Origin of the sequence: Streptomyces malaysiense (genome assembly GCF_000980885.2) — a bacterium.
In the GTDB taxonomy this organism is placed as follows: Bacteria; Actinomycetota; Actinomycetes; order Streptomycetales; family Streptomycetaceae; genus Streptomyces; species Streptomyces malaysiense.
Genome location: NZ_LBDA02000033.1, coordinates 100,993 through 117,412, shown reverse-complemented (window position 1 = coordinate 117,412; position 16,420 = coordinate 100,993). Strand labels below are relative to the sequence as shown.

The following is a 16,420-nucleotide window of genomic DNA, read 5'->3' as shown; positions in this document are numbered from 1 at the left end:
TACGGCTCCTTAGGCGTCAGGCGTCAGGCGTCGACGTGCTCGGTGATGAGCGCACGGGCCGCGTCGAGGTCGTCGGGGGTCTTCAGGGCCAGCGTCCTGACGCCGGGCAGCGCCCGCTTGGCCAGCCCGGTGAGCGTGCCACCGGGGCACACCTCGATGAGCGTGGTGACGCCCAGCTCCTTGAACGTCTCCATGCACAGGTCCCAGCGCACCGGGTTGGCCACCTGGCCGACCAGGCGTTCGAGCACCTCGGCGCCGGAGGCGACGGGCCTTCCGTCCCTGTTGGAGACGTAGGGGATACCGGGGTCGGCGGGCGCGAGATCGGCGGCGGCCTTGGCCAGCGTCTCGACCGCGGGGGCCATGTGCCGGGTGTGGAAGGCGCCGGCCACCTTCAGCGGGACGACCTTGCGCACGCCTTCGGGCTTGTCCTCGGCCAGCGCGGCCAGCTGCTCCAGCGTCCCCGCCGCGACGATCTGCCCCGCGCCGTTGATGTTCGCCGGCGTCAGGCCGAGCTTCTCCAGGTGCGCGACCGAGGTCTCGGGGTCGCCGCCGAGCAGCGCCGACATGCCGGTCTCGGTGATCGCGGCGGCATCGGCCATGGCGAGGCCGCGGGTGCGCACGAACCGGAGGGCCGCGGCGTCCGACAGCACGCCCGCGAAGACGGCCGCGGTGATCTCGCCGACGCTGTGCCCGGCCACCGCGCCCGGCGCGATCTCCGGCATGGCACCGAGTGCCGCGGCGGACAGGATCCCGGCGGCGACCAGCAGCGGCTGGGCCACGGAGGTGTCCCGGATCGCGTCGGCGTCGGCCTGGGTCCCGTAGTGCACCAGGTCGAGACCGATGGCGTCCGACCACGCGGCGACACGGTCGGCGGCACCGGGGAGTTCGAGCCAGGGGGTCAGGAAGCCGGGCGTCTGGGCGCCCTGGCCGGGAGCGACGAGTACGAGCACTCTCACACTCTCTCTTGGGGACGGGCACGGCCGCCCGTGGGGACAGGGACGAAGAACACGAAGGGCTTTTGTTGACCTCCGACAAAACCCTATGCCTGGGGGTCACCGTCGGCCAGGCGCCCCAGGATGAGCGCGATCCGCAGCGTGAACGCGGATCGTACATCCGAAGGCGACCAACCGGTGACGTCTGTCACACGTCGGAGCCGGTAGCGCACGGTGTTCGGGTGAACGAAGAGCATCCGCGCCGCGCCCTCCAGGCTGCTCGCCTGCTCCAGGTAGACACTCAGGGTTTCCAGGAGCGCCGATCCGGCCTCTCCCAGTGGTCTGTAGATCTCCTCCACCAGCTGCTCGCGGGCGCTCGGATCGCCCGCGATCGCGCGCTCCGGCAGCAGATCGTCCGCCAGCACGGGCCGCGGCGCGTCCTGCCACGCCGTGCACGCCTTCAGTCCGGCCGCGGCGGCCTGCGCGGACCGGGTGGCGGCCAGCAGGTCCGGCACGACGGGTCCGGCGACCACCGGTCCCGCCGCGTACGGGCCGATCAGCGACTTCGCCACCGCCAGCGGGTTGGGGCTGCCGCCCGCGATCACCACGAGGCGGTCCCCGAGCACACCGGTGAGCACCTGGAGCTTGGCGTGCCGGGCCGCCCGCCGGATCGCCTCCACTGTCAGCTCGCTGTCCCCGTCCGGGGCGGTGCCCAGGACGACGCACACATGGTCGGGGGAGTTCCAGCCCAGCGCGGCGGCCCGGCTGACGGCGCCCTCGTCGGCCTCCCCGCTGAGCACGGCGTTGACCACCAGCGACTCCAGGCGCGCGTCCCAGGCACCGCGTGCCTCGGCGGCCTGGGCGTACACCTGGGCGGTCGCGAAGGCGATCTCCCGCGCGTACACCAGCAGCGCCTCGCGCAGCACGCTCTCGTCGCCCGGGGCGGCCACCTCGTCGATGGCGCTCTCCATGACCTCGATGGTGGTGCGCACCATCTCCACGGTCTGCCGCAGCGTGATCGCCCGGGTCAGCTCGCGCGGCGCGGTCCCGAAGACGTCCGTGGAGATCGCCTGAGGGGTGTCCGGGTGCCGGAACCACTCGGTGAACGCCGCGATGCCCGCCTGGGCGACCAGCCCGATCCAGGACCGGTTCTCCGGGGGCATGGCCCGGTACCACGGCAGGGTCTCGTCCATCCGCGCGATGGCCTGGGCGGCGAGGCTCCCGGAGGACTTCTCCAGCCGTTTCAGGGTCGCGGCGTGCGTGTGGACGGCGGACGCCGCGGGGTCACCAGGGTGGGATTCGGGTTCGGGCACGGGGACAAGAGTGCCTTATCCGGACGGGAACATGCGTCGCCGGGTCGGCGACCCGGGGCCCGCGCGCACCGGGGGCGGGACTACGGTGGGGTCGTGATCGACGTACGGCGCGCCGCCGAGCGCTACCCGGGCGGGGACCCGGCGGCCGGGATCGAGACCCGCCACGCCTTCTCCTTCGGCCCGCACTACGACCCCGGCAACCTGCGTTTCGGCCCGCTGATCGCCTGCAACGAGGAACGGCTCGCGCCCGGCGCCGGGTTCGCCGAACACCCGCACAGCCATACCGAGATCGTCACCTGGGTGATCGAGGGCGAGCTGACCCACCGCGACTCCGCGGGCCACGAGCGGACCGTGCGCGCGGGGGACGTCCAGCATCTGAGCGCGGCGACGGGCGTGCGGCACGTCGAACGCAACGACGGCGGGGCCCCCTTGGTCTTCCTCCAGATGTGGCTGGCCCCGCTGGAGGCGGGCGGCGAGCCGTCGTACGGCATCGTCCCGGGCATCGCCGACGCCACGCCCTACGCCGTCCCGGCCGCCGGCGCGATGCTGCATGTGCGCCGGCTCGGCACGGGGGAGCGGACCGCGCTGCCGGACGCGGCGTACCTGTACGTCCATGTCGTGCGCGGCGCGGTGCGGCTGGACGGCGCGGAGCTGGGCCGGGGGGACGCGGCCCGGATCACCGGGGCACAGGGCCTGCGGGTGGTGGCGGGGTCCCCGGCCGAGCTGCTGGTGTGGGAGATGTCCGGCTGACGGCGCGCCGCGCGCCGTCGTTCCCGGGGGCCGCGCCGCGCCCGGACCGAGCCGGGTGGCGAGCCGGTGGCCCGCCGTGCCCGGGGGCGGTCGCCGGACCGCTGGTCAGCGCATGCCGCGCGCCTCGCCCAGCACCGCGTCGGTGAAGGCCGGCCAGGCCTCGACGGCCCAGGGGCCGAAGGCACGGTCGGCCAGGGCGGTGCAGGCGAGGCCCGCGTCCGGGTCGACCCACAGGAAGGTGCCGGCCTGGCCGAAGTGGCCGAAGGTGCGGGGGGAGGAGGAACCGCCGGTCCAGTGCGGGGACTTGCCGTCGCGGATCTCGAAGCCGAGGCCCCAGTCGTTGGGGTTCTGGTGGCCGTAGCCCGGCAACACGCCCTTGGTGCCCGGGAACTGGACCGTCATCGCCTCCGCGACCGTGCGGGGGTCCAGCAGCCGGGGCGCCTGCGCCTCCGCCGCGAACAGCAGCAGGTCCGCCACCGTCGAGACGCCGTCCTTCGCCGGCGAGCCCGCGAGCGAGGTGGACGTCATGCCCAGCGGCTCCAGCACCGCCTGCCGCGCGTACTCCGCGAACGGGATGCCGGTCGCCTCGGTGATGTGGTCGCCGAGCTGCTCGAACCCGGCGTTGGAGTACAGCCGCCGCTCCCCGGGCGGCGCCATCACCCGGTGCTCGTCGAAGGCGAGACCGGAGGTGTGCGCCAGCAGGTGCCGCACCGTCGCCCCGGGCGGCCCGGCCGGCTCGTCCAGCTCGACCGCCCCCTCCTCGTACGCCACCAGCGCCGCGTACGCGGCCAGCGGCTTGGTGACCGAGGCGAGGGGGAAGCGGTGGGTGAGGGGTCCGTGCGTCCCGAGGACGGTCCCGTCGGCTCGTACGACACCCGCGGCCGCGGTGGGCACGGGCCAGTTCTCGATCGACGCCAGGCTGTTCAACGACATGCCGCCGAGCCTATGCGGCTCACGGCACGCGCCGCGTCGACGGGTCCGGATCCCGGGTGAGGCCCGGCGACTCGTACAGCGGCCGGACGTCCGGGCCGGTCGCCACGCCGAGGGCGCGGCCGACCGGGCCGCGCGGACCGAGCCGGGCGGCGAGCCGGTGGCCCGCCGCGCCCGCCGCCGGCGCGGCCGGCTCGGCCTCCCCGGCGAACCGATCACGACCTGGCGCGGGCGCGGCACTTCGGCGGCGGCCCCGGGCGCGGCCCGGCGTGCGAGACTCGTGCGCCCGACGCCGTCCGGCCGCCCGGCGCCCGGTCCCGCGGATTTCTTACCGGACCGGCTTGCTTGGAGTGCACTCCAAGGCCATAGCGTTGAGGCATGACGGTGATGCAGACCACGCCTGCGACCCATGAGGACTCACACCCCGCCGACATCTGCTCCGCCCGGCCCCCGCACCACCCGCGCCCGGACGGCCAGGACCACTACACGATCAGCGAGGTCGTCGCCTGCACCGGCCTGACCGCGCACACGCTGCGCTGGTACGAGCGGATCGGCCTGATGCCGCATGTCGACCGCTCGCACACGGGTCAGCGCCGGTACACCAACCGAGACCTGGACTGGCTGGACCTGGTGACCAAGCTGCGGCTGACCGGCATGCCGGTGGCCGACATGGTGAGGTACGCGGAGCTGGTGCGCGAGGGCGCCGGAAGCTACCGGGAGCGGCAGGAACTGCTGGAGCAGACCCGCCGTGACGTGCTCGGCCGGATCGCGGAGCTGCGGGACACGCTCGCCGTGCTCGACCGCAAGATCGATTTTTACGCTACCGAGGGGAACACACGATGACCGAGACCAGGATTCCGACGGCCCGCCTGGGAGCGCAGGGGCCCGAGGTCGGTGTGCAGGGACTCGGCTGCATGGGCATGAGTTTCGGCTACGGCCCCACCGACGCCGAGCAGGCGCGCGCCGCCCTGGACCGGGCGCTGGAGCTGGGCGTGACCCTCTACGACACCGCCGACGCGTACGGCGCGGGGGAGAACGAGCGCTTCCTCGCCCCGTTCTTCCGGGCCCACCGCGACGAGGTGGTGATCGCCACCAAGTTCGCCCTGTCCATCCCGAAGGACGACCCGACCAAGCGGATCATCCGCAACGACTCGCCGTACATCCGCGAGGCCGTCGAGGGCAGCCTGAAGCGGCTCGGCGTGGACGTGATCGACCTCTACTACATGCACCGCCGCGATGTGAACGTGCCCATCGAGGAGAGCGTCGGCACGATGGCGGAGCTGGTGCGCGAGGGCAAGGTCAAGCACCTCGGCCTCAGCGAGGTCACCGCCGAGGAGCTGCGCGCCGCGCACGCCGTGCACCCGATCGCGGCCGTGCAGTCGGAGTGGTCCCTGTTCAGCCGGGACATCGAGGCGCATGTCGTGCCCGCCGCCCGGGAGCTGGGCGTCGCCCTGGTGCCGTACTCGCCGCTCGGCCGGGGCTTCCTCACGGGCGCGTTCGCCAACGCGGACAAGGACCTCACCGCCGACGACTTCCGCCGTCAGCAGCCCCGCTTCACCGGTGACAACGCCGCCGCCAACGCGGCCCTGCTCGCGCCCCTGCACACCATCGCCGCCGCCCACGACGCGACCGCCGCCCAGATCGCCCTGGCCTGGGTCCAGCAGCGCGCGAGCGTCGACTCCCTCCCCGTGATCCCGATCCCGGGCACCCGCAAGGCGAGCCGGGTGGAGGAGAACACGGTCGCCGCCCGGATCACCCTGACCGAGGACGAGCTGTCGCAGCTGGAGCCGATCGCGGGCAAGGTGGCGGGCGAGCGCTACGCGGACATGACGTTCACGTCGGCCGGCAGGGAGTGATCGGCCGGCAGGGGGTGATCAGAGCTCCGCGAGCAGTTCCGCCTTCTTGCCGGCGAACTCCTCGTCGGTCACCAGCCCGGCCTGGTGCAGCTCCCCGAGGTGCCTGATCCGCTCGGCGATGTCCGCGGGGTCGCGGCGGCACTGCGACACCGCGGGCACCGGCCGACGCGCGCGCACGGCCGCGAGCACCGCCGCGGCGAACGGCAGCGACTCGTGCACGGGGCCGTAGCCGAGACCGAACACCACCGCCGCCGGGTCCTGGTCGGGTTCCGGGACCGGCGCCGCGCCCGGGGCGCGCAGCCGCAGGAAGCCCTCCAGGGCCTCCGGCGAGCGCCACTCCACCCCGCTGAGGTCGGCGACCTGGTAACTCTGGTCGCCGGCCTTCCACTTGGCCGTGGACGCGCCGGTCCAGGACCACCGGAACTGCACGGACGTCCCGTCGAAGGCCGCCTTGCCGTCGTACGCCTTGAACTGGAGCGGCCCCGCGGGCGCGGCCACCAGGTAACGGTCCGCGGGCCCCGACTCCGTCAGCAGTGCCGCCAGCTCCCGCGTGCAGGACGCCGCCTGGCTCTCCCGCTCGGCCGGCAGGACCAGCCGGTAGGGGTCGGAACCCTCCTTGAGCTGCCCGTCCGCCGCCTCCATGAGCGGATCCGCGCCCGCGCGGGGCACCAGGCGCAGGACGAGGGTGCCTCGCCGGCCCGGAGCGAGCGTGACCTCTTCCAGCGCGGACAGCGGGATCCGCCGCTCTCCGAGCGCCTGGAACAACTTCGGTGTTCGAATCCCCCGTTCGTAGCGGATGAGCACGGAGTCGGACTCGAACTCCCAGACGGCATGAAAACCCGCCAGTACGTCACCCATGCGGCTCATCGTATGCGGCACGTCCTTCTCCGTCGCCACCTTCGCGGACCGCACTTCCTGCTGTTTCTACGCGCGTTGGGCCGTCGTCATAGCGGGCAGACCGGCCCGGCACGCGTCACTTCCACCGGCGCACGTCACCGAGTCGTACGCGCCGGTGCCGATGTCGGCGAGGTTGCGCAGGCTGTCCGTGCCCGGTGTGAAGTACCCGGCATGGCCGTGCGCGTCCCGCGCGGACAGCACTCGCGCACCGAAGTCCGCGGCGACCGGATCGGCGCCGTGCCCGAGCCCGCCCACCTCCAGGTACGGAACGTCCCGGATCCAGTCGGTGGCGTCCCGCATGGCCCACACCCGGGCGCCGGTGTCCAGGTCGGCGGCCTTGGAGACCCGCATCCCGGGGCTGGCGGCCACCGCTATGTCGGCGACCCGCCCCGGCATGTCGTGCGCGGCGATCCCGCACAGCACCGAGCCGTAGCTGTGGCAGAACATCGACACCGGGGCCCGGCCGGGCAGGGCCCGCAGCAGCGCGTTCAGCCGCAGGGAGCCCTCCGCCGCGCGCGCCCCGGTGGCCGCGTCCACGCCGAGGCCGTCGGGTGCGGTGTAGTCGGCCCAGGCGATCACGGCCGTACGCGTCCCGGGATCGGCCTCGTGCTCCGCCGCGTAGAGCGCCTTGGCCATGCCGACCGGGGCGGTGTAGGGGCGGTTGGTCTTCTGGAAGGTGAGCAGGTCGGTGTCGACGCCGGGGACGACGACCGAGATCCGCCGCGCCTTCGTCAGGTTCCCGAACACCTCGGAGATCCGGCCGGTGCCCGCCGGGTCGAAGGAGAGGATCTGGCGGCCGGGGGCCAGCAGCGACTCGTAGCGGTGCATACGACGGCCCGCGTCCTGCTGGCCGGTCGCGCTGAGCCGGCGGTCGTGCAGGCGGCCGCGCTCGACCGCGCGCTGCTGCTCCAGGGCGATGTGGTTGGCCCGGTAGCGCAGGGAGACCGGCGCGCCGTTCATGTTGCCCACCGCGAGCGGATAGCGGTGGACGAGGCGGGAGCGGTCCTGCGCCGAGAGCGAGGCGAAGAAGCGGGTGAGCCGCGCCGGCCCGGCCTGCGGGTCCGGCAGCCGCCGTCCGTGCAGGCTGCCGTGCGTCCACTTGTCGAGGGACGCCTGGAGTTCACCGGACTCCCGGTGGGTGCGCAGGGCGGTCCAACCGGTGGTGGCGAGCATCACGAACACGACGGCCAGCGCCAGCATCGCGCGCCAGACGTTGAGTTGCGGGGAGGAGGTGTCGAAGGAAGTCACTGGGAGGACACACTAGGAGAACGAGACGGTCTCGCGGTAACCCAGTGACCGGGATCACGTTTCGGTGAAGATCGAACACACTGTGAACGATCTTTCGAACCGGTCGCGGCCGATCCTCCGGACACCGCGCCGGCGGTCCGCCGGACACGCTTCCGCCGGTCTTTCCGCGCCGCGCCAACGGCCTCAGTTCGTGCGCCAGTTCCCCTGGAGGGCCGAACTCACCTGATCGAGGTACGAGGCGGTGAGTGATCTTACGGCCTCCAGGCTGAAGTCCCGGCCCAGACACCACTGCCGTTCCGTGACCCGAATCACCCCGCCGAACACCGCCACCGCGAGCCTCGGCCGGGGGTCCGTGTCCACGTCCACGCCCTCCCGCTCGGCCAGCAGCCGCGCGAGGGTCTCCTCGACGGCGGTCGAGCGGCGCAGATGGGCGGCGAGCAGCGCGGGCGTCGACTCGATCGTCCGGTACATGCGCAGGTACAGCTCCATCGGGACGGCCGACTCGACGGTCTCCCGGATCGACTCCCAGTCCTGGAGGACGGCCTGCCGCAGCGCCTCCATGGGTGCCTCGTGCGGCGGCCGGGCGCGCAGGGCGGACAGGAAGAGCGCCTCCGTCATCTCCTGGACCGCGAAGGCGGCGTCCTCCTTGCCCGCGAAGTAACGGAAGAAGGTGCGCTGCGAGACCTCGCAGGCCGCGGCGATCTCGTCCACCGTCGTGCGCTCGTACCCCTGGGTGGTGAACAGTTCGAGAGCGGCCCGCAGCAGCGACTCCCGGGTACGCCGCTTCTTGCGCTCGCGCAGCGTCTCCATGGCCCCTCGACGGCCCCTTTCCGAACGTTCGACCAGCTCAGCCATGTACCAGTGTGCCCTGTCAGTCACCGACTTGTGAAATTGTTTGTCAACTGTCAGTGGCTGTCACTAATCTCGAACACATGACTGGTCAGACCACCATCGACACGACGGGGCCGGGTGACGGAGCCCCGTCGGCCCCGGCGGAGCAAGCGCCGGCCACGGGGATGCGCGGCCACCCGTGGCTCACCCTGATCACCGTCGCCGTAGGGGTCATGATGGTGGCCCTGGACGGCACCATCGTGGCCATCGCCAACCCGGCCATCCGCGACCATCTGCACGCGACCTTCGCCGATGTGCAGTGGATCACCAACGCCTACTTCCTCGCCCTCGCGGTCACCCTGATCACCGCGGGCAAGCTCGGTGACCGCTTCGGGCACCGGCAGACCTTCCTCATCGGTGTGACCGGCTTCGCCGCCGCCTCCGGCGCGATCGGGCTGTCCGACAGCATCGCCGCCGTGGTCACCTTCCGCGTCTTCCAGGGCCTGTTCGGCGCGCTGCTGATGCCGGCCGCGCTCGGCCTGCTGCGGGCCACGTTCCCGGCCGAGAAGCTCAACATGGCCATCGGCATCTGGGGCATGGTGATCGGCGCGTCCACCGCGGGCGGCCCGATCCTCGGCGGCGTGCTCGTGCAGCACGTCAACTGGCAGTCGGTGTTCTTCATCAATGTGCCGGTCGGCGTGGTCGCCCTGGTCCTCGGCCTGCTGATCCTGCTCGACCACCGCGCGCGGAACGCGCCGCGCTCCTTCGACGTGCTCGGCATCGTCCTGCTGTCCGGCGCGATGTTCTGCCTCGTCTGGGCCCTCATCAAGGCGCCGAGCTGGGGCTGGGGCGACGGCCGGACCTGGGGCTTCGTCGCCGCCTCGGTCCTGCTCTTCGCGTTCTTCGCGTTCTGGGAGACCAAGGTCGCCGAACCGCTCGTCCCGCTCGGCCTGTTCCGCTCCGTGCCGCTGTCGGCCGGCGTGGTCCTGATGATCCTGATGGCCATCGCCTTCATGGGCGGCCTGTTCTTCGTGACCTTCTACCTCCAGAACGTGCACGGGATGTCCCCGGTCGACGCGGGCCTGCACCTGCTGCCGCTCACGGGCATGATGATCGTCGCCTCGCCGCTGGCCGGCGCCGCGATCACCAAACTCGGCCCGCGCGTCCCGCTGGCCGGCGGCATGGCCGCGACCGCGATCGCCATGTACGGCATGTCCACGCTCAAGGCTGGTACGGGCAGCGGTGTGATGTCCGTCTGGTTCGCCCTCCTCGGTCTCGGCCTCGCGCCGGTGATGGTCGGCGCGACCGAGGTCATCGTCGGCAACGCGCCGCTGGAGCTGTCCGGTGTGGCCGGCGGTCTCCAGCAGGCCGCCATGCAGATCGGCGGCAGCCTCGGTACGGCGGTGCTGGGCGCGGTGATGGCCTCCAAGGTCGACAGCGCGCTGCCGGGCAACTGGGCGCGCGCGGGGTTGCCGCCGCTGAAGCCGGCCCAGCTGGACCAGGCGTCGGAGGCCGTGCAGGCCGGTGTGGCGCCGGTGCGGAAGGGAATACCGGCCGAGATCGCCGCCAAGATCACGACCGTGGCGCACGACACGTTCATCTCCGGCATGAGCCTCGCGTGCCTCGTCGCCGCGGGTGTCGCCGTGGTCGCGGTCCTCGTCGCCCTGCTCGCCAAGCGGGGCGGGAACGCGGAGGCCGGGGCGGGCGTGGGGCACATCTGACCCCGGTCGCCTATCAGAGTGACTCCCGCCAAGATCGCTGGCGTGGTGCGCTCCACGCGGGCCAGAGTTTCCCACCGGAAGCCCGGCCGCGGACGCTCGCTGCGGGAGGGGAGCAGTGAGCGTCCGTCGCCGCGGGCCCGTCGCGGCCGACCGCGCGCTTCCCGCGCTCCTGGGGGCTGCGGCGCCGCCGGCGGGCGACGTGCGGCCGTCGCCGGTGGGCGCCGGCGGCGCCTGGCCGGGGTCGGTGAGCCGCACCGACCCCGGCCCGTGTTCCTACGGCACCGCTACGCGTCGCCGCCGGCCGGACCCGGGTGCGCCGCTGTCACGTCCAGCACCTGGTACCGGTCGATCGCCTGCTTCAGCACCGAGCGGTCGACCTGCCCCGCCCGCGCCAGCTCCGTGAGCACCGCCACCACGATCGACTGCGCGTCGATGTGGAAGAAGCGGCGCGCCGCCCCCCGGGTGTCGGCGAAGCCGAAGCCGTCGGCGCCCAGGGACTGGTACGGACCGGGCACCCACCGCGCGATCTGGTCCGGCACCGACCGCATCCAGTCGGACACGGCCACGAACGGCCCCTGGGAGCCGCTCAGCTTGCGCGTCACGTACGGCACGAGCTGCTCCTCCTCCGGGTGCAGGAGGTTGTGCTCCTCGCAGGCCACCGCCTCCCGCCGCAGCTCGTTCCAGGACGTCGCGGACCACACCGAGGCCCGTACGTTCCAGTCCTCCGCGAGCATCCGCTGCGCCTCGACGGCCCACGGCACCGCGACGCCCGACGCCATGATCTGCGCCGGGACCGTCCCGCCGGGACCGTCGGCGAGCTTGTGGATGCCCTTGACGATGCCCTCGACGTCCACCCCGGCCGGTTCCGCGGGGTGCTGGATGGGCTCGTTGTAGACGGTGAGGTAGTAGAAGACGTCCTCGCCGTGCGGGTGCTCCGCCGAGCTGCCGTACATGCGGCGCAGCCCGTCCTGGACGATGTGCGCGATCTCGTAGGCGTACGCGGGGTCGTAGGCGACGCACGCCGGGTTCGTGGAGGCCAGCAGCTGCGAGTGTCCGTCGGCGTGCTGCAGGCCCTCGCCGGTGAGGGTCGTGCGGCCCGCCGTGGCACCGAGGACGAATCCCCGCGCCAGCTGGTCGGCCATCTGCCAGAACTGGTCGCCGGTGCGCTGGAACCCGAACATCGAGTAGAAGACGTACACCGGGATCATCGGCTCGCCGTGCGTCGCGTACGCGGAACCCGCCGCGATCAACGAGGCCGTGCACCCCGCCTCGGAGATGCCGTCGTGCAGCATCTGGCCCGTCGGCGACTCCTTGTAGGCGAGCAGCAGCTCACGGTCCACCGACTCGTACTGCTGACCCAGCGGGTTGTAGATCTTCGCGCTCGGGAAGAAGGAGTCCATGCCGAACGTGCGGTACTCGTCCGGCGCGATCAGTACGAAGCGCCGCCCGATCTCCTTGTCCCGCATGAGGTCCTTGAGCAACCGCACAAAGGCCATGGTGGTCGCGATGGACTGCTGACCGGTGCCCTTCTTCACGGTCGCGTACGCCTTGTCGTCCGGCAGCGCGAGCGCCTCGGAGCGCACGACGCGCGTGGGGACGTACCCGCCGAGACCCTTGCGGCGGTCGTGCATGTACTGGATCTCCTCCGAGTTCCGCCCCGGGTGGTAGTACGGCGGCAGGCCGGACTCCAGCTCCCGGTCGGAGATCGGCAGGTGCAGCCGGTCCCGGAAGCGCTTGAGGTCGTCGACCGTCAGCTTCTTCATCTGGTGCGTGGCGTTGCGGCCCTCGAAGTTCGGGCCCAGCGTCCAGCCCTTGATCGTCTTGGCCAGGATGACCGTCGGCTGGCCCTTGTGCTCGTCGGCCGCCTTGAACGCCGCGAAGATCTTGCGGTGGTCGTGGCCGCCGCGGCCCAGGTGCAGGATCTGGTCGTCGCTCAGGTTCTCGACCATCGCGCGCAGCCGGTGGTCGTCGCCGAAGAAGTGCTGCCGGATGTAGTCGCCCGACTCCGTGGCGTACGTCTGGAACTGCCCGTCCGGCGTCATGTTCATCTTGTTGACCAGGACGCCGTCCCGGTCCTGCGCGAGCAGCGGGTCCCAGGAGCGGTCCCAGATCAGCTTGATCACGTTCCAGCCGGCGCCCCGGAAGACCGACTCCAGCTCCTGGATGATCTTGCCGTTGCCGCGCACCGGGCCGTCCAGGCGCTGGAGGTTGCAGTTGACCACGAAGGTCAGATTGTCCAGGCCCTCCCGGGCCGCGAGGGTGAGCTGGCCGAGCGACTCCGGTTCGTCCATCTCGCCGTCGCCCAGGAACGCCCACACGTGCGACTTGGAGGTGTCCGCGATCCCGCGCGCCTCCATGTAGCGGTTCATCCGCGCCTGGTAGATCGCGCCCAGCGGGCCGAGGCCCATGGAGACCGTCGGGAACTCCCAGAAGTCCGGCATGGAGCGCGGGTGCGGGTAGCTGGACAGGCCGTTCGGGTACGCCGACTTCTCCTGGCGGAATCCGTCCAGCTGGTTCTCGGTGAGCCGGTCCAGCAGATAGGCGCGGGCGTAGATGCCGGGGGAGGCGTGGCCCTGGAAGAAGACCTGGTCGCCGCCGTCGCCCTCGTCCTTGCCGCGGAAGAAGTGGTTGAAGCCCACGTCGTACAGGGACGCCGAGGAGGCGAAGGTGGCGATGTGGCCGCCCACCCCGATGCCGGGGCGCTGGGCGCGCGAGACCATCACGGCCGCGTTCCAGCGCGTCGCGTTCAGGATCCTGCGCTCGATCTCCTCGTTGCCCGGGAAGAACGGCTCGCTCTTGGTCGGGATCGTGTTCACGTAGTCCGTGCTGCGCATCTCGGGCACGGCCACGCGCTTCTCGCGGGCCCGCTCGATCAGCCGCAGCATGAGGTAGCGCGCCCGCTCCCGGCCGCGCTCGTCCACGACGGCGTCGAGGGAGTCGAGCCACTCCTGGGTCTCTTCGGGATCGAAGTCAGGAACCTGACTCGGAAGGCCGCCAATGATGATCGGGGTGCGATCGGATCCGGAAGCCACGCTGTTCCTTACCTGTCGGAGGGCCGGTTGTCGCTGCTCGTGCCTACTGCTCGTAGGACCTGCTGCTCATGCCTACTGCCAGTGCCCGCGCCGTTCCCCATCGTGTACCTCGGGGGGACGTCCGTCATCTCCACCGGCGCCACCCCGCGTACCGCCGGAGCGCACCGCCGGTCAAAACGCAACGATACGCCCGGGGTGTGACGCGCTTGGCAAAGTTGTTCGATGGTTCCGCCCGCGGATGATTCCGCTGAACGCAAACCGGGCACATGCGGGTGATGTGGGTGGCGAGGAATCGAGATACGGTGCCAGGAGTTGCCACGACACGGCCGGTATCGTCACCGTTTCGGCGGTCGGGACGGCCGGGTACTTGCGCTATCCGCCCCGCCCGTGTGGACTACGGCCAATGCTTCGCGCACGCGCGTGGCTGAGATATTCACCAGACATGATCAGGAGGCAACCCGTGAGCGCGACCGCGGACCACGCGGAGGAGCGGACGAACCCTGCCGCCAGGCTGGGGTTCCAGCCCGGACAGGTGGTCCAGGAGATCGGCTACGACGACGACGTCGACCAGGAACTCCGCCAGGCCATCGAGGAAGCCGTCGAGGGCGACCTGATGGACGAGGAATACGACGACGTGGCCGACGCCGTCGTGCTCTGGTTCCGGGACGACGACGGCGACCTGACGGATGCGCTGGTGGACGCCACCACGTACATCGAGGAGGGCGGCGCCATTCTGCTCCTCACGCCGAAGACCGGCCGTTCGGGATACGTCGAACCGAGCGACATCTCGGAAGCCGCGACGACTGCCGGCCTGACCGCCGCGAAGAGCGTCAGCGTCGGCAAGGACTGGAGCGGCAGCCGGCTGGCCACGCCGAAGGCGGCCAAGTCGAAGCGATGACCGCTACCGGACGGGCCGGATCCCGCCCCGGCCCGTCCGGATCCCAGGTGATCGCTGCGTAGGGTGGACCCGAGCGTTTGCTGTGCTCTCACCCGAACAGCCCACCGAAGGGAAGCACGACATGGCGATCCAGGTCGGCGACAAGGCACCCGACTTCGAGCTCAAGGACAACCACGGCCGCACCGTGCGGCTCGCCGACTTCCGCGGCGAGAAGAACGTGGTCCTGCTCTTCTACCCCTTCGCCTTCACCGGCGTGTGCACCGGCGAGCTGTGCGAGCTGCGCGACAACCTGCCGAGGTTCGCCGACCGCGACACCCAGCTGCTCGCCGTCTCGAACGACTCCATCCACAGCCTGCGCGTCTTCGCCGAGCAGGAGGGACTGGAGTACCCGCTGCTCAGCGACTTCTGGCCGCACGGCGACGTCTCGCGCGACTACGGCGTCTTCGACGAGGACAAGGGCTGCGCGGTGCGTGGCACCTTCGTCATCGACAAGGAGGGCGTCGTGCGCTGGACCGTGGTCAACGGACTGCCGGACGCGCGCGACCTGAACGAGTACGTGAAGGCGCTCGACACCCTCTAGTCGGCCGGTCGGCCGAACCTGGGAACCTTCGGGTCCAGGGTCTGCGGGGGGCGGGAACTCGTCACTAGGATCGGCTCGTTGATCCCATATCCGAAGCACGACGGGGCTCCCCGCCCCTCGACACCACATGGAGGACTCGTGGGAGTCAGCCTCAGCAAGGGCGGCAACGTCTCGCTGACCAAGGAGGCCCCGGGCCTGACCGCCGTCATCGTCGGACTGGGCTGGGACGTGCGCACCACGACCGGCACCGACTTCGACCTCGACGCGAGCGCCCTGCTGCTGAACAACTCCGGCAAGGTCATCAGCGACCAGCACTTCGTCTTCTTCAACAACCTCAAGAGCCCCGACGGCTCCGTGGAGCACACCGGCGACAACATCACCGGTGAGGGCGAGGGCGACGACGAACAGATCAAGATCAATCTCGCCGCCGTGCCCGCCGACGTGGACAAGATCGTGTTCCCGGTGTCGATCTACGACGCCGAGAACCGCCAGCAGTCCTTCGGCCAGGTGCGCAACGCGTTCATCCGCGTCGTCAACCAGGCCGGCGAGGCCGAGATCGCCCGGTACGACCTCAGTGAGGACGCCTCCACCGAGACCGCCATGGTCTTCGGCGAGCTGTACCGCAACGGCGCGGAGTGGAAGTTCCGTGCCATCGGCCAGGGCTACGCGTCCGGGCTGCGCGGCATCGCCCAGGACTTCGGCGTCAACGTCTGACACCCCGGAAGCCGGGACACCGTCCGGCGCCGCGCCGTTTACGGCCGGCGCCGGACGCGCAGGAAACAGGAAGCACTGTCAGGGGAGGACCAGCAATCATGGGCGTGACGCTCGCCAAGGGAGGCAATGTCTCCCTCTCCAAGGCCGCACCGAACCTCACCAACGTCATGATCGGGCTCGGCTGGGACGCGCGCTCCACCACCGGCGCCCCCTTCGACCTGGACGCCAGCGCGCTGCTGTGCGGCGCCAACAACCGGGTGATGGGCGACGAGTGGTTCGTCTTCTACAACCAGCTCAAGAGCCCGGACGGTTCGGTGGAGCACACCGGCGACAACCTCACGGGTGAGGGCGAGGGCGACGACGAGTCGATCCTGGTGGACCTCGCCAAGGTCCCGCCGCAGTGCGAGAAGGTCATCTTCCCGGTCTCCATCCATATGGCCGACGAGCGCGGCCAGACCTTCGGACAGGTCTCCAACGCGTTCATCCGCGTCGTCAACCAGTCGGACGGTCAAGAACTCGCCCGGTACGACCTCAGCGAGGACGCCTCCACCGAGACCGCCATGATCTTCGGCGAGCTCTATCGCTACCAGGGCGAATGGAAGTTCCGAGCCGTCGGACAGGGGTACGCGTCGGGACTGCGCGGCATCGCCCTAGACTTTGGGGTCAACGTTTCGTAAAGCCGTGCTCGGCGCGGGGGAGACCCTCATGGGAGGCGCCC

The 16,420-nt window shown here is 71.3% G+C and carries 15 protein-coding genes; 8 read left to right on the top strand and 7 right to left on the bottom strand.

All coding sequences use genetic code 11. From position 1 onward, the window contains the following. Positions 1–23: 23 nt before the first annotated feature. Both VT52_RS15115 and fasR read right to left on the bottom strand, forming a co-directional pair. Entirely contained in the window at positions 24–950 is a 927-nt protein-coding gene (locus VT52_RS15115) for an ACP S-malonyltransferase (protein WP_046425094.1), read from the bottom strand. A gap of 89 nt (positions 951–1,039) precedes the next feature. After that, a complete protein-coding gene (fasR, locus tag VT52_RS15110) occupies positions 1,040–2,245 on the bottom strand; it encodes a fatty acid biosynthesis transcriptional regulator FasR (protein WP_046425096.1) in 1,206 nt (401 codons plus the stop codon). 93 nt (positions 2,246–2,338) lie between these two features. On the opposite strand from fasR, the gene VT52_RS15105 reads away from it, so the two are divergent. After that, positions 2,339–2,995, top strand: coding sequence for a pirin family protein (locus tag VT52_RS15105; RefSeq protein ID WP_046425098.1), 657 nt, complete (start codon positions 2,339–2,341; stop codon positions 2,993–2,995). Between the two features lie 105 nt (positions 2,996–3,100). On the opposite strand, the gene VT52_RS15100 is transcribed toward VT52_RS15105, so the two are convergent. After that, positions 3,101–3,928 (bottom strand): serine hydrolase domain-containing protein, encoded by an 828-nt coding sequence (locus VT52_RS15100; protein WP_046425100.1) that lies wholly within the window; start codon positions 3,926–3,928, stop codon positions 3,101–3,103. 375 nt (positions 3,929–4,303) lie between these two features. Between VT52_RS15100 and VT52_RS15095 the strand changes: the two genes are divergently transcribed. Both VT52_RS15095 and VT52_RS15090 read left to right on the top strand, forming a co-directional pair. Then, on the top strand, positions 4,304–4,768 hold the full coding sequence (locus VT52_RS15095; protein ID WP_046425102.1) for a MerR family transcriptional regulator: 465 nt from the start codon (positions 4,304–4,306) through the stop codon (positions 4,766–4,768). After that, positions 4,765–5,781 (top strand): aldo/keto reductase, encoded by a 1,017-nt coding sequence (locus VT52_RS15090; RefSeq protein ID WP_046425103.1) that lies wholly within the window; start codon positions 4,765–4,767, stop codon positions 5,779–5,781. The genes VT52_RS15095 and VT52_RS15090 overlap by 4 nt, the downstream gene beginning before the upstream one ends. A gap of 18 nt (positions 5,782–5,799) precedes the next feature. On the opposite strand, the gene VT52_RS15085 is transcribed toward VT52_RS15090, so the two are convergent. From VT52_RS15085 to VT52_RS15075, 3 genes are all read right to left on the bottom strand, one after another. Then, a complete protein-coding gene (locus tag VT52_RS15085; protein ID WP_046425153.1) occupies positions 5,800–6,639 on the bottom strand; it encodes a DUF4429 domain-containing protein in 840 nt (279 codons plus the stop codon). Positions 6,640–6,705: 66 nt separating this feature from the next. Continuing rightward, positions 6,706–7,926 (bottom strand): alpha/beta hydrolase, encoded by a 1,221-nt coding sequence (locus tag VT52_RS15080; protein ID WP_046425104.1) that lies wholly within the window; start codon positions 7,924–7,926, stop codon positions 6,706–6,708. A 183-nt stretch (positions 7,927–8,109) separates the two neighbouring features. After that, positions 8,110–8,736 carry a TetR family transcriptional regulator gene (locus VT52_RS15075; protein ID WP_046425106.1) on the bottom strand — a complete coding sequence of 209 codons (627 nt, stop codon included), beginning with the start codon at positions 8,734–8,736 and terminating at the stop codon, positions 8,110–8,112. Between the two features lie 206 nt (positions 8,737–8,942). On the opposite strand from VT52_RS15075, the gene VT52_RS15070 reads away from it, so the two are divergent. Beyond that, positions 8,943–10,478 (top strand): MFS transporter, encoded by a 1,536-nt coding sequence (locus VT52_RS15070; protein WP_420856285.1) that lies wholly within the window; start codon positions 8,943–8,945, stop codon positions 10,476–10,478. Positions 10,479–10,762: 284 nt separating this feature from the next. Here VT52_RS15070 and aceE read toward each other — a convergent pair whose 3' ends face one another. Next, entirely contained in the window at positions 10,763–13,510 is a 2,748-nt protein-coding gene (gene aceE, locus VT52_RS15065; RefSeq protein WP_046425110.1) for a pyruvate dehydrogenase (acetyl-transferring), homodimeric type, read from the bottom strand. A gap of 460 nt (positions 13,511–13,970) precedes the next feature. Between aceE and VT52_RS15060 the strand changes: the two genes are divergently transcribed. From VT52_RS15060 to VT52_RS15045, 4 genes are all read left to right on the top strand, one after another. Next, the gene (locus VT52_RS15060) at positions 13,971–14,408 is read left to right on the top strand and encodes a DUF3052 domain-containing protein (RefSeq protein ID WP_037661542.1); all 438 of its coding nucleotides are present in this window, start codon (positions 13,971–13,973) and stop codon (positions 14,406–14,408) included. 121 nt (positions 14,409–14,529) lie between these two features. Then, positions 14,530–14,988 (top strand): peroxiredoxin, encoded by a 459-nt coding sequence (locus tag VT52_RS15055; protein WP_046425112.1) that lies wholly within the window; start codon positions 14,530–14,532, stop codon positions 14,986–14,988. 138 nt (positions 14,989–15,126) lie between these two features. Continuing rightward, a complete protein-coding gene (locus tag VT52_RS15050; RefSeq protein WP_046425114.1) occupies positions 15,127–15,702 on the top strand; it encodes a calcium homeostasis/redox stress adaptation protein in 576 nt (191 codons plus the stop codon). Positions 15,703–15,800: 98 nt separating this feature from the next. Further along, entirely contained in the window at positions 15,801–16,379 is a 579-nt protein-coding gene (locus VT52_RS15045) for a TerD family protein (RefSeq protein WP_046425116.1), read from the top strand. The last annotated feature ends 41 nt before the right edge of the window (positions 16,380–16,420 follow it).

Coding starts and splice junctions, on each gene's coding strand:
- VT52_RS15100 (WP_046425100.1), bottom strand. CDS start 3,928: ATGTCGTTGAACAGCCTGGCGTCGATCGAGAACTGGCCCGTGCCCACC.
- VT52_RS15095 (WP_046425102.1), top strand. CDS start 4,304: ATGACGGTGATGCAGACCACGCCTGCGACCCATGAGGACTCACACCCC.
- VT52_RS15090 (WP_046425103.1), top strand. CDS start 4,765: ATGACCGAGACCAGGATTCCGACGGCCCGCCTGGGAGCGCAGGGGCCC.
- VT52_RS15085 (WP_046425153.1), bottom strand. CDS start 6,639: ATGGGTGACGTACTGGCGGGTTTTCATGCCGTCTGGGAGTTCGAGTCC.
- VT52_RS15075 (WP_046425106.1), bottom strand. CDS start 8,736: ATGGAGACGCTGCGCGAGCGCAAGAAGCGGCGTACCCGGGAGTCGCTG.
- VT52_RS15070 (WP_420856285.1), top strand. CDS start 8,943: ATGCGCGGCCACCCGTGGCTCACCCTGATCACCGTCGCCGTAGGGGTC.
- VT52_RS15055 (WP_046425112.1), top strand. CDS start 14,530: ATGGCGATCCAGGTCGGCGACAAGGCACCCGACTTCGAGCTCAAGGAC.
- VT52_RS15045 (WP_046425116.1), top strand. CDS start 15,801: ATGGGCGTGACGCTCGCCAAGGGAGGCAATGTCTCCCTCTCCAAGGCC.